At 50.9% G+C, this 12,583-nt stretch carries 10 protein-coding genes and 1 pseudogene; 9 read left to right on the forward strand and 2 right to left on the reverse strand.

Features of this window, described 5'->3' with window-relative positions; all coding sequences use genetic code 11:
- Window positions 1–267: 267 nt before the first annotated feature.
- From HV477_RS14170 to cyoE, 7 genes are all read left to right on the forward strand, one after another.
- A complete protein-coding gene (locus HV477_RS14170) occupies window positions 268–846 on the forward strand; it encodes a lipoprotein (RefSeq protein ID WP_001537832.1) in 579 nt (192 codons plus the stop codon).
- 43 nt (window positions 847–889) lie between these two features.
- Window positions 890–2,365 carry a muropeptide MFS transporter AmpG gene (ampG, locus tag HV477_RS14175; RefSeq protein ID WP_000098479.1) on the forward strand — a complete coding sequence of 492 codons (1,476 nt, stop codon included), beginning with the start codon at window positions 890–892 and terminating at the stop codon, window positions 2,363–2,365.
- 452 nt (window positions 2,366–2,817) lie between these two features.
- A complete protein-coding gene (gene cyoA, locus HV477_RS14180; RefSeq protein ID WP_001239449.1) occupies window positions 2,818–3,774 on the forward strand; it encodes a cytochrome o ubiquinol oxidase subunit II in 957 nt (318 codons plus the stop codon).
- A gap of 10 nt (window positions 3,775–3,784) precedes the next feature.
- Complete coding sequence (cyoB, locus tag HV477_RS14185) at window positions 3,785–5,776, forward strand: cytochrome o ubiquinol oxidase subunit I (RefSeq protein WP_000467158.1); 1,992 nt, start codon at window positions 3,785–3,787, stop codon at window positions 5,774–5,776.
- Window positions 5,766–6,380 carry a cytochrome o ubiquinol oxidase subunit III gene (locus tag HV477_RS14190; protein WP_000179833.1) on the forward strand — a complete coding sequence of 205 codons (615 nt, stop codon included), beginning with the start codon at window positions 5,766–5,768 and terminating at the stop codon, window positions 6,378–6,380. Before cyoB ends, HV477_RS14190 begins: the two co-directional genes overlap by 11 nt.
- Complete coding sequence (locus HV477_RS14195; RefSeq protein WP_000019878.1) at window positions 6,380–6,709, forward strand: cytochrome o ubiquinol oxidase subunit IV; 330 nt, start codon at window positions 6,380–6,382, stop codon at window positions 6,707–6,709. The genes HV477_RS14190 and HV477_RS14195 overlap by 1 nt, the downstream gene beginning before the upstream one ends.
- Before the next feature lie 11 nt (window positions 6,710–6,720).
- Window positions 6,721–7,611 carry a heme o synthase gene (gene cyoE / locus HV477_RS14200; RefSeq protein ID WP_000971352.1) on the forward strand — a complete coding sequence of 297 codons (891 nt, stop codon included), beginning with the start codon at window positions 6,721–6,723 and terminating at the stop codon, window positions 7,609–7,611.
- 47 nt (window positions 7,612–7,658) lie between these two features.
- Here cyoE and HV477_RS14205 read toward each other — a convergent pair whose 3' ends face one another.
- On the reverse strand, window positions 7,659–9,128 hold the full coding sequence (locus HV477_RS14205) for a tetratricopeptide repeat protein (RefSeq protein ID WP_079899104.1): 1,470 nt from the start codon (window positions 9,126–9,128) through the stop codon (window positions 7,659–7,661).
- 11 nt (window positions 9,129–9,139) lie between these two features.
- A complete protein-coding gene (locus HV477_RS14210; RefSeq protein ID WP_079899103.1) occupies window positions 9,140–10,651 on the reverse strand; it encodes an SEL1-like repeat protein in 1,512 nt (503 codons plus the stop codon).
- 174 nt (window positions 10,652–10,825) lie between these two features.
- Between HV477_RS14210 and HV477_RS28440 the strand changes: the two are divergent.
- Both HV477_RS28440 and HV477_RS14215 read left to right on the forward strand, forming a co-directional pair.
- Window positions 10,826–10,957, forward strand: a pseudogene (locus tag HV477_RS28440) (IS5/IS1182 family transposase); the annotation flags it as partial.
- Between the two features lie 230 nt (window positions 10,958–11,187).
- Complete coding sequence (locus HV477_RS14215) at window positions 11,188–12,549, forward strand: MFS transporter (RefSeq protein WP_175065148.1); 1,362 nt, start codon at window positions 11,188–11,190, stop codon at window positions 12,547–12,549.
- The last annotated feature ends 34 nt before the right edge of the window (window positions 12,550–12,583 follow it).

Raw genomic sequence — 12,583 nt, forward strand, 5'->3', positions numbered from 1 at the left:
CCCTTTAAATACTAGCCGCTTTTACCGTTTCCATTACAGCATGACAACAAAAATTTAGCTTTCGTCTGATTATTTCAGCCAAACGTATGAAGTTTACTGCCTTAATCATTCTTTTAGCGCTCAAAATCCCCGCTCGCGCCGTTATCAATACCAAATCGGACATTACGACGAATTTACCTGCGTTGACCACTTCCCCTCGCCGTTAGCGGTGTTATGATGGCGGGAATTTTTACCTATCACGTTTTAAGCGTCATTGAGAGCCTGAATATGTTAAAAAAACTTCTCTTTCCGTTAGTCGCTCTGTTTATGCTGGCAGGATGCGCCACACCGCCGACGACCATTGACGTCGCGCCGAAGATCACCTTGCCACAGCAGGATCCGAGCCTGATGGGCGTCACCGTTAGCATTACCGGCGCAGACCAACGCCAGGATCAAGCGTTAGCGAAAGTCACGCGTAACAACCAGCTGGTAACGTTAACCGCCTCCCGCGATTTACGCTTCCTGTTACAAGAAGTCCTGGAAAAACAGATGACGGCGCGGGGCTATATGATCGGGCCTAACGGCGCGGTTAATCTGCAGATTATTGTTAACCAACTGTATGCTGATGTTTCCCAGGGCAGCGTGCGCTACAACATCGCGACCAAAGCGGATATCGCGATTATTGCGACCGCGGCAAATGGCAGCAAGATGACCAAAAACTATCGCGCCAACTACTCTATTGAAGGGGCGTTCCAGGCCTCTAACCAGAATATTGCCGACGCAGTGAATAGCGTTCTGACCGATACCATTGCTGATATGTCTCAGGACACCAGTATTCACGATTTTATCAAGCAAAACGCCCGTTAATAGCAACAACAAGACCCGGCAGAAGCCGGGTCTGTAGATGCCTATGTCAAGTCAATATTTACGTATTTTCCAGCAACCGCGCTCAGCCATTCTGCTGATATTGGGTTTTGCCTCCGGTCTCCCGCTGGCGCTCACCTCCGGTACGCTACAGGCGTGGATGACCGTCGAGAATATCGATCTTAAAACGATTGGCTTCTTCTCGCTGGTTGGTCAGGCCTATGTGTTTAAGTTTCTCTGGTCCCCGCTGATGGACCGCTACACGCCGCCTTTTTTAGGTCGTCGTCGCGGTTGGTTACTCGCCACCCAACTGTTGTTACTGGCGGCGATTGCGGCGATGGGCTTTCTTGAACCCGGCACGCAGCTACGCTGGATGGCGGCGCTGGCGGTGGTGATTGCTTTTTGCTCCGCCTCGCAGGATATCGTGTTCGACGCCTGGAAAACCGATGTTTTACCCGCAGAAGAACGCGGCGCTGGCGCGGCAATCAGCGTGCTTGGCTACCGGTTGGGGATGCTGGTTTCCGGCGGACTGGCGCTATGGCTGGCCGATCGCTGGCTCGGCTGGCAGGGCATGTACTGGCTGATGGCGGCATTGTTGATCCCCTGCATTATCGCCACCTTACTGGCGCCGGAACCGACCGATACTATCCCGTCCCCGAAATCGCTGGAACAGGCCGTCGTCGCGCCGCTACGCGATTTCTTTGGCCGTAATAACGCCTGGCTGATTTTACTGCTCATTGTGCTTTATAAACTGGGGGACGCCTTCGCTATGAGCCTGACCACCACCTTTTTGATTCGCGGCGTCGGCTTTGACGCTGGTGAAGTTGGCGTGGTCAATAAAACGCTGGGCCTGTTGGCGACAATCGTCGGCGCGTTATACGGCGGCATATTAATGCAGCGTCTTTCGCTGTTTCGCGCGCTGCTGATTTTCGGCATTTTGCAAGGCGCGTCCAACGCCGGTTACTGGTTGCTCTCCATTACCGATAAAAACATGTTCAGCATGGGCGCGGCGGTCTTTTTCGAAAATCTGTGCGGCGGGATGGGTACTGCCGCCTTTGTCGCCTTATTAATGACGCTATGTAATAAGTCGTTTTCCGCAACACAGTTTGCCCTACTGTCGGCCCTCTCCGCAGTAGGCCGCGTTTATGTTGGTCCTGTAGCGGGCTGGTTCGTTGAAGCGCACGGCTGGCCGACATTCTACCTCTTCTCGGTTGTCGCCGCCGTTCCCGGGCTGTTACTGTTGCTGGTCTGTCGGCAAACGCTGGAATATAGCTGGCAGAGCGAGCGTTTCATTCCCCGCACGCAATACCGTGGCGCCTACAATTTCGCGCTTTCAATCCTGCTCGCGGGCGTCGCTTTGCTGGCGGTGTGGGTACTCCTGCTGACCATGAACGCGTTGGATTACACTAACTTCTCATTCCTGTCCGGATTGCTTGAGACTGCGGTAGCGGTTGCCGTGTGCGGCATTGTCTTTGGCGGGTTGCTGGACTACCTGGCGCTACGAAAAACACGCCTGCTCTAAAACATTATTTGCCGTTGTAATAACGACCCGGAATTATAACGGCTAAATAACCATCAATTGATAAAAAATATATTTGTCTTTTTGTGCGCAACAGAATTTTGGAAATTATTGGTAATTTCTACGCTACCTATTTTCTTTACACGATTCAGCCGATTAAATTTAAATTTCTGCCGTTGATTGTCCTTTTATTGATAATAAATTGTTAAGTAATTGTTTTATTTTCACATTGGTTATACCAATTATCCCTCAACATCCCACTTACAGACCTCATCCGTTATAACGCAAAGTTTCAACAGTGTCTTAAAGTTATTTCGACATACTTGGCAACATATGTGACATGCGCGGCAGAACTTGGTAACACAGAACCAATCATGTTTACAGTAATGTAACCTTACCGTAAAATGCCCCTACACTTTAAACGCCACCAGGTCCCGTGGAATTGAGGTCGTTAAATGAGACTCAGGAAATACAATAAAAGTTTGGGATGGTTGTCATTAATTGCAGGCACTGCATTACTCAGTGGCTGTAATTCTGCGCTGCTGGATCCCAAAGGACAGATTGGACTGGAGCAACGTTCGCTGATACTGACGGCATTTGGCCTGATGTTGATCGTCGTTATTCCCGCCATCTTGATGGCTGTTGGTTTCGCCTGGAAGTATCGTGCGAGTAATAAGGATGCGAAGTATAGCCCGAACTGGTCACACTCCAATAAAGTGGAAGCCGTGGTCTGGACGGTGCCTATCTTGATCATCATTTTCCTTGCCGTACTGACCTGGAAAACCACGCACGCGCTTGAACCAAGCAAGCCGCTGGCGCATGACGAAAAACCGATCACCATCGAAGTGGTTTCCATGGACTGGAAATGGTTCTTCATCTATCCGGAGCAGGGTATCGCCACCGTCAACGAGATCGCCTTCCCGGCGAACACGCCGGTTTATTTCAAAGTGACCTCCAACTCCGTGATGAACTCCTTCTTTATCCCGCGTCTGGGTAGCCAGATTTATGCCATGGCCGGTATGCAAACACGTTTGCATCTGATCGCCAACGAACCCGGAACCTACGATGGCATCTCCGCCAGCTATAGCGGCCCGGGCTTCTCTGGTATGAAGTTTAAAGCTATCGCCACCAAAGACCGCGCAGAATTCGACCAATGGGTCGCAAAAGCGAAGCAGTCTCCGAACACCATGAATGATATGGCGGCGTTCGAGAAAGTGGCTATGCCAAGCGAGTACAACAAGGTGGAATATTTCTCCAGCGTGAAACCAGATTTGTTCAAGGACGTTATTAACAAATTCATGGGCCACGGTAAGAGCATGGACATGACCCAACCTGAAGGTGAGCACAGCTCGCATGAAGGAATGGAAGGTATGGACATGAGCCACGCGGAATCCGCCAACTCCAAGGGTTGAGGAAGATAAGATGTTCGGAAAATTATCACTGGATGCAGTACCGTTCCATGAACCTATCGTCATGGTAACGATCGCTGCAATTATCGTCGGGGGACTGGCGATACTGGCAGCGATTACTTACTTCGGTAAGTGGACCTACCTATGGAAAGAGTGGTTAACGTCGGTTGACCATAAACGCCTCGGCATCATGTATATCATCGTCGCGATTGTGATGCTGTTACGTGGCTTCGCCGATGCCATCATGATGCGTAGCCAGCAGGCGCTTGCCTCCGCAGGCGAAGCGGGTTTTCTACCGCCGCACCACTACGATCAGATCTTTACCGCTCACGGCGTAATCATGATCTTCTTCGTGGCGATGCCCTTCGTTATCGGTCTGATGAACCTGGTGGTTCCGCTGCAGATCGGCGCGCGCGACGTTGCGTTCCCTTTCCTGAACAACCTGAGCTTCTGGTTCACCGTTGTCGGCGTTATCCTGGTTAACCTCTCGCTGGGCGTGGGTGAATTCGCGCAGACAGGGTGGCTGGCTTATCCGCCGCTATCGGGAATAGAGTACAGTCCCAGCGTCGGGGTCGATTACTGGATATGGGCGTTGCAACTCTCGGGTATTGGTACGACGTTAACCGGTATCAACTTCTTCGTGACGATCCTGAAGATGCGTGCGCCGGGTATGACAATGTTCAAGATGCCGGTCTTTACCTGGGCCTCTTTGTGCGCCAACGTACTGATCATCGCCTCTTTCCCGATTCTGACGGTTACCGTCGCGTTGCTGACCCTGGATCGCTATCTGGGCACCCATTTCTTTACCAACGATATGGGCGGCAACATGATGATGTACATCAACCTGATTTGGGCCTGGGGCCATCCGGAAGTGTACATTCTGATTCTGCCGGTCTTCGGGGTATTCTCCGAAATCGCAGCGACCTTCTCGCGTAAACGTCTGTTCGGCTATACCTCGCTGGTTTGGGCGACCGTCTGTATTACCGTACTGTCGTTTATCGTTTGGCTGCACCACTTCTTCACGATGGGCGCGGGCGCGAACGTTAACGCCTTCTTCGGTATCACCACCATGATTATCGCCATCCCGACCGGGGTGAAGATCTTCAACTGGTTGTTCACCATGTATCAGGGCCGTATCGTCTTCCATTCCGCAATGATGTGGACCATTGGCTTTATCGTGACCTTCTCGGTCGGCGGTATGACCGGCGTTCTGCTGGCGGTACCGGGCGCGGACTTCGTCCTGCACAACAGTCTGTTCCTGATTGCGCACTTCCATAACGTGATCATCGGCGGCGTAGTGTTTGGCTGCTTCGCGGGTATGACCTACTGGTGGCCGAAGGCGTTTGGCTTCAAGCTGAACGAAACCTGGGGTAAACGCGCCTTCTGGTTCTGGATTATCGGTTTCTTTGTAGCCTTTATGCCGCTGTACGTACTGGGCTTCATGGGCATGACCCGTCGCCTCAGCCAGCAAATTGATCCGCAGTTCCATACGATGCTGATGGTTGCCGCCGCCGGCGCCGCGCTGATTGCGCTGGGTATCCTGTGTCAACTGATTCAGATCTTCGTTTCTATTCGCGACCGCGATCAGAACCGCGATCTGACCGGCGACCCATGGGGTGGCCGTACGCTGGAGTGGTCAACCTCGTCTCCGCCGCCGTTCTATAACTTTGCCGTTGTGCCGCACGTTCACGAACGTGACGCCTTCTGGGAAATGAAAGAAAAAGGCGAAGCGTACCAACAGCCTGGACAGTATGAAGAGATTCATATGCCGAAAAATAGCGGTGCCGGTATTGTTATCGCCGCCTTCGCAACGGTATTTGGCTTCGCCATGATCTGGCATATCTGGTGGCTGGCGATAGTGGGTTTCGCAGGCATGATCATCAGCTGGATTGTAAAAAGCTTTGATGAAGATGTGGATTACTACGTGCCGGTCCCGGAAGTCGAAAAACTGGAAAACCAGCATTTCGATGAGATTACTAAGGCAGGGCTGAAAAATGGCAACTGATACTTTAACGCACGCGACTGCCCACGCGCACGAACACGGGCACCATGACGCAGGCCAGAACAAAATCTTCGGATTTTGGGTCTACCTGATGAGCGACTGCATTCTGTTCTCTATTCTGTTTGCTACCTATGCCGTTCTGGTGAACGGCACCGCTGGCGGCCCGACAGGTAAGGACATTTTCGAACTGCCGTTCGTTCTGGTTGAAACCTTCCTGCTGTTATTTAGCTCCATTACCTACGGCATGGCGGCGATCGCCATGCACAAGAACAACAAGAGCCAGGTTATCTCCTGGCTGGCGTTGACCTTCTTGTTTGGCGCCGGATTTATCGGGATGGAACTCTATGAATTCCATCACCTGATTGTTAACGGTATGGGCCCGGATCGCAGCGGCTTCCTGTCTGCGTTCTTCGCGCTGGTCGGCACGCACGGTCTGCACGTCACTTCCGGTTTGATCTGGATGGCGGTGCTGATGGTGCAAGTTGCCCGTCGCGGTCTGACCAGCACTAACCGTACCCGCATCATGTGTCTGAGCCTGTTCTGGCACTTCCTGGATGTGATTTGGATTTGCGTATTCACTGTTGTTTATCTGATGGGGGCGATGTAATGAGTCATTCTACCGAGAGCGGCGGCGCATCCCACGGCAGCGTAAAAACGTACATGACCGGCTTTATCCTGTCGGTCATCCTGACGGTTATTCCATTCTGGATGGTGATGACCGGCGCTGCCTCTCCGGCCGTTATTCTGGGATCTATCCTGGCAATGGCAGTGGTGCAGATTTTGGTGCATCTGGTGTGTTTCCTGCACATGAACACCAAATCTGATGAAGGCTGGAACATGACGGCCTTCATCTTTACCGTGCTGATCATCGCCATCCTGGTTGTGGGCTCCATCTGGATTATGTGGAACCTCAACTACAACATGATGATGCACTAAGAGCGGCGAGTATGATGTTTAAGCAATACCTGCAAGTAACGAAACCAGGCATCATCTTTGGCAACCTGATCTCGGTGATCGGGGGATTTCTGCTGGCTTCAAAGGGCAGCATTGACTATCCCCTGTTCATCTATACGCTGGTCGGGGTGTCACTGGTTGTGGCGTCGGGTTGTGTATTTAACAACTACATCGACAGGGATATCGACAGGAAGATGGAAAGGACCAAGAATCGGGTGCTGGTCAAAGGCCTGATTTCTCCTGGCGTCTCGCTGGTATACGCCACCCTGCTGGGTATTGCTGGCTTTATGCTGTTGTGGTTTGGCGCCAATCCTCTGGCCTGCTGGCTGGGGGTGATGGGCTTCGTGGTCTACGTTGGCGTGTACAGCTTGTACATGAAGCGTCACTCCGTCTACGGAACGCTGATTGGTTCTCTCTCCGGCGCAGCGCCGCCGGTGATTGGCTACTGCGCCGTAACGGGCGACTTTGACAGCGGCGCGGCGATTCTGTTGGCTATTTTCAGCCTCTGGCAGATGCCGCACTCTTACGCCATCGCCATTTTCCGCTTTAAGGACTATCAGGCGGCCAATATCCCGGTTCTGCCGGTGGTAAAAGGAATCTCAGTCGCTAAAAACCACATCACGCTGTACATCATTGCGTTTGCCGTTGCAACGCTAATGCTCACGTTGGGCGGTTATGCCGGTTACAAATACCTGGTGGTCGCCGCGGCGGTCAGCGTTTGGTGGCTCGGCATGGCGCTACGCGGTTACAAAGTGGAAGATGATAAGGTCTGGGCGCGCAAGCTGTTCGGCTTCTCTATCATTGCGATTACCGCGCTGAGTATCATGATGTCCGTTGATTTTATGGTGCCGAATTCGCAGAATCTGCTGACTTACGTCTGGTAAGACTTTTGATGGCGTATCGCTTGATACGCCATTATTTTCGCTCGCAGTTACAGAAAAATGCCTGCCTTAAGCATATCCATCTCTTTACCGTTAACCATTCCCGTCACAGCAGTCACGCTATAGCTATCAACATCGCAAAATTCCGGCTGATAGACAGGTTGTAATGTCGATTCACGGAGCGTATCAGACTTATACCCTTGTAAATTGCGGTTCTGCGTATTTAGCCCAAAAGGCTCAAATGCGATAACCTGCTGTGACATCGCCCCGGCCTTATTTTTCAGCGCCAGTGAGACGCGTAAATTCTCTATACTGCTGATTCTGTCCGTTTTGACGACAAACTCCAGCTCGCATGCATAGCCGCTGCCCTGGCTCGCACCGAAAACACGATCACGATTGAAGGTTAACTTCGGCAAATTCTTTTCACGCATTGCAACAGCCTCAGCGCGGGCCTGTCGGTCTTTTTCGCAGGTCACCTGAAAATGGGGATCGTCTGCAAAACTTGTTCGCCCCTGAGCAAACAACTCCGCTGCCTTCCGGCAGTCTGTGTCGACAAACTGACCGTTGGTATACATCCAGGCAAGATAGTTTAAAGCGCGAGACTTGCCCATCTTCGCCGCCCGTTCAAAGAATTCAAACGCCCGAGCGTAATCAAGCGGAACCTGCGTCCCGGAGTAATAGATCTCACCAAGATTTATGAGCGCATCGACATTACCCTGCGCAGCCGCCAACTCGTACCACTGCACCCCCTTCTGCAGATCGCGCTTAATCCCTCGTTTTCCATTCAAGTAGAAGTAACCGAGTATATTCTGCGCATCAGCCTGGCCCAATTCAGCAGCCTTGCGGAACCATTGCAACGAACGCGCCTCTTTATCGTCGACCTCAACAAAACCAGAGTCATAGAGGCTACCAACGATAAAGTTAAGTTCAGGGTCTCTCTCCTGCGCCCACAGCTCCGCAAGGTGCAGGATATCCGCCTTTGAATAACCCAGGCGCGTGATGAGCGCGGCCATCACGCTCCCGCCGCTGGCATACTGGCGTAATGTTTCAATAAACCGGGAACGCTGAGTAATATCGCTTTCCGCGGCTTGCTTTGCCGTATCTATTTCGTCGGCTATCAGGCGCGTCACCGTCTGCGCATCAGTATCGATGTCTGCTTTACTGGTTTTATCCGCAAGCTCTTTTGCCAAAACGTCATTCTGCATCACCCCCAGGCCATGCAGATAAAAATAACGAGCGTTGTAGCAGCCATAGGGTTCTTCAACATGACAAGCCTGCTCATAATACTTGATAGCCTGTATCGTATCTTTCGGCACGGCAACGCCGTACTCATAAATAAACCCCAGTTCTGCCAGCGCTTGGGCATTATTATCTTTGGCTAACGCTTTTAGCTCATTTAGCGCCTGAACATCTTTCTGCGCAATACGGCTATACAACGCGTTAATATCATCACCTGCCTGACATACCGATGCGAAAGAAAGCCCAAGCAGAAACAAAATATTCCATTTCCGTTTTATCATTTTTCATTCCCTTATTCTTTATCTAAAAAGCGCACACTGTCAGCTTTCAGCAAATCGACATTCTTACCGTTAATCGTTGCCGTAGCGGATTTCAGCGTAAAATGGATATCGCCGATACCGTGACAAAAATCTTGCGTATACAGCGGGAGATCGTATGGGGTAACGAGAGGATCAACATCATGATTTTGCATATCTATCCCCAGTGTATTCAAACCGAATGGCGGAATCATTAACGTTTCCTCAGTTGCCATTCCATCATCATTTTTCAGCTCAAGCGTAATATGCAAATTCGCCATGTTACGGATTTTATCTGTGCCAATCTGAAAAATTAGTGCGCATTCTTTCGGCTTAGCCGTTATCCCGCGAGAGAAAATACTTTCTTTTTTTAGGGTTACTTTGGGTAAAGCATCCGCGTTGTTTTTTCGACTCTGAATATCCGCTTCGCATTTACTCAAAAATATTTTTTCCTCAACTTTCTTACCTACATATCGAGATGCTTTCTTGTAATACGACCAGGCTTTATCACAATCAGGTGCAGTACCTAAACCGTTATAATACATCCAACTCAACGGCATCGTTGAGCGCGAATTAGTACCATCATTTTCAACCTGCGTAAATAATGCCAGCGCTTTAGCGTAATCAGTGCGCCCTGTTGCACCAGAATAATAGATTTTACCTAACGCAATCTGTGCATCGCTGTCCCCCTGCTCAGACGCCTGCCCATACCATTTTTGCGCTTCCTGAATGTCTGGCTTAATCCCCCACTCATCGCCCTCTCCCCCCGAATAAATACCCCCCAAGAGAGATTGGGCCTCAACGACGCCTTTTTCCGCGGCGGCGCGAAACCATTTCAACGAGGCCGGCCTGGCTTTATAAGGCTCATCCACATAATGACCAGAGAAATCATTAAGGGTGAGTCGCCCCAGTTGATAATCCATTTGCGGGTCGCCATCCTGCGACCATAACGTAGCCAGCCGAAATGTTTTTTCCTGGTTAAATCCAATACGGCTAAAAAAAAGCGCATCGCTCTCGGGTCTATTATTTAGAGCATGAATTAGTATACTAATAAATGCCGCCCGCTGCGATTTATCCGTATCGGCTAATACTTTTGCCGTGAAAATTTCTTGCGAAAACTTATCAATATATTCTTGCTCAATCAATAAATTATCCAGATTCATTTTCTTAGCATACTTATTGGCCTGAGCGCTATCTTTCGCCACTCCGTCGCCATACTGATAAGCATACTTCACATTATAACAGCCGTAGTTACCGCCAAGCTCACAGGCCTGCTTGTAATACTGCAACGCCCGTTCGCGATTCATCGGTACACTAAGGCCGTATTCATGGATAAACCCCAGTTCATCCAGAACCGAAGCTCTTTTTTCCACAGGCAAAGCATCAAGATCCTTCTGGGTAAGCGCAGCGTATTTTACATCATCTTTACTGTTGTTCTCTGATGCATTCACCTGGTTAGCAAATAAAACACCCGCTAAAATACATAATGATAAGAATTTAATTTTCACAACTAATTCACTCCTTGAATAATATAATAAATAAGACTGATGACGAACCTTCTGCCTGATAAACGCGCGCCATCACGCAGAAAGTTTGCTATCAGTCTCGGCGTTGTTGAATAAATCAAATTTTCAGGAGATGGACGGTTCTGATCATTGCCATCGTTTCAGAATCGGCTTCCTATGGCAAAGCAAAATTTTAAAGTCACCCACCGGCCAGCCACACTCAGGCAGCGCGGTTCGCTGACAGTCTGGCTTGACGAGTTCTGCTATTGCGACATGGAGCAACAGCGCGCACAGCCTGAAGGCCGTGGCTAACCGCTACACTATACTGAGATGGCTCAGATAGCCACTACAGCTCAAGGAGATCGGAATATGAATGAGCACAAGGCTATGCTGACTCTCCCGATCGCCCCTATCGTGTTAACAATTTATCTCTTTTTTAGCTCAACTGTTTCAAAAACATAATATTTGCTAATTAACCCTCTATTTACCCGGCACACTCCCCGCACTACACTACTCCCAGCTTTTATACAGAGGTGGCAATGAACGATTATAAAATGACGCCAGGGGAGCTGCGCGCCACATGGGGTTTAGGGACCGTCTTTTCGTTGCGTATGCTGGGCATGTTTATGGTTCTACCAGTACTGACCACATACGGTATGGCGCTACAGGGCGCCAGCGAAGCATTAATCGGCATTGCGATCGGTATTTACGGGCTGGCGCAGGCTATCTTTCAAATTCCCTTTGGGCTGTTGTCCGACCGCATTGGCCGTAAACCGCTGATTGTCGGCGGACTGGCGGTATTTGTCGCGGGTAGCGTCATTGCCGCGCTCTCCCACTCTATCTGGGGCATTATTCTGGGGCGAGCGCTACAGGGGTCCGGCGCTATTGCCGCCGCCGTCATGGCGCTCCTGTCTGATCTGACCCGAGAGCAAAACCGCACCAAAGCGATGGCGTTTATCGGCGTCAGCTTTGGTATCACCTTCGCGATTGCGATGGTATTAGGGCCGATTGTTACCCATAGTCTGGGATTGAACGCGTTGTTCTGGATGATCGCCGCCCTCGCCACCCTGGGCATTCTTCTGACGATCTGGGTGGTTCCCAACAGTACCAACCATGTGCTGAATCGCGAATCCGGGATGGTCAAAGGCAGCTTCAGTAAAGTGCTGGCGGAGCCGAGGCTGCTCAAGCTCAATTTCGGCATTATGTGTCTGCATATTTTATTGATGTCCACCTTTGTCGCCCTGCCCGGCCAGCTTGCCGATGCCGGTTTCCCTGCCGCCGAACACTGGAAGGTGTATCTGGCAACCATGGTGATCGCCTTTGCCGCCGTCGTGCCTTTTATCATCTATGCTGAAGTCAAACGGCGGATGAAGCAGGTATTCCTGTTTTGCGTGGGGCTCATTATCGTCGCAGAAATCGTGTTGTGGGGAGCGGGCCAGCATTTCTGGGAGCTGGTGATTGGCGTACAACTCTTTTTCCTCGCCTTTAATCTGATGGAGGCGCTGCTGCCTTCGCTTATTAGCAAAGAGTCGCCCGCGGGGTATAAAGGAACGGCGATGGGCGTCTATTCTACCAGTCAGTTTCTTGGCGTGGCGCTTGGCGGCTCGCTGGGCGGCTGGATAGACGGCATGTTTGATGGGCAAACCGTTTTCCTTGCCGGGGCCGTACTGGCGATGATATGGCTGGCAGTGGCAAGTACCATGAAAGAGCCGCCCTATGTCAGCAGCCTGCGCGTGGAAATTCCAGCGGATATCGTTGCTGACGACAGGCTAAAACAGCGACTGTTGGCAATGAAAGGCGTAAGCGAAGCGCTGATCGTGGCGGAAGAGCATTCCGCTTACGTCAAAATCGACAGCAAAGTGACCAATCGCTTTGAAGTTGAACAGCTTATCAGCAAATGATGATACTGCATTGCCGGATGGCGGCGAGGCTCTA

It is taken from the genome of Salmonella sp. SG203 (genome assembly GCF_013350575.1).
Lineage (GTDB): Bacteria > Pseudomonadota > Gammaproteobacteria > Enterobacterales > Enterobacteriaceae > Salmonella > Salmonella enterica.

Bases quoted from the DNA above. Each gene is read 5' to 3' on its own strand.
- HV477_RS14205 (WP_079899104.1), bottom strand. From the start codon at position 9,128: ATGATAAAACGGAAATGGAATATTTTGTTTCTGCTTGGGCTTTCTTTC.
- HV477_RS14195 (WP_000019878.1), top strand. From the start codon at position 6,380: ATGAGTCATTCTACCGAGAGCGGCGGCGCATCCCACGGCAGCGTAAAA.
- cyoB (WP_000467158.1), top strand. From the start codon at position 3,785: ATGTTCGGAAAATTATCACTGGATGCAGTACCGTTCCATGAACCTATC.
- ampG (WP_000098479.1), top strand. From the start codon at position 890: ATGTCAAGTCAATATTTACGTATTTTCCAGCAACCGCGCTCAGCCATT.
- HV477_RS14215 (WP_175065148.1), top strand. From the start codon at position 11,188: ATGAACGATTATAAAATGACGCCAGGGGAGCTGCGCGCCACATGGGGT.
- cyoE (WP_000971352.1), top strand. From the start codon at position 6,721: ATGATGTTTAAGCAATACCTGCAAGTAACGAAACCAGGCATCATCTTT.
- cyoA (WP_001239449.1), top strand. From the start codon at position 2,818: ATGAGACTCAGGAAATACAATAAAAGTTTGGGATGGTTGTCATTAATT.
- HV477_RS14190 (WP_000179833.1), top strand. From the start codon at position 5,766: ATGGCAACTGATACTTTAACGCACGCGACTGCCCACGCGCACGAACAC.
- HV477_RS14170 (WP_001537832.1), top strand. From the start codon at position 268: ATGTTAAAAAAACTTCTCTTTCCGTTAGTCGCTCTGTTTATGCTGGCA.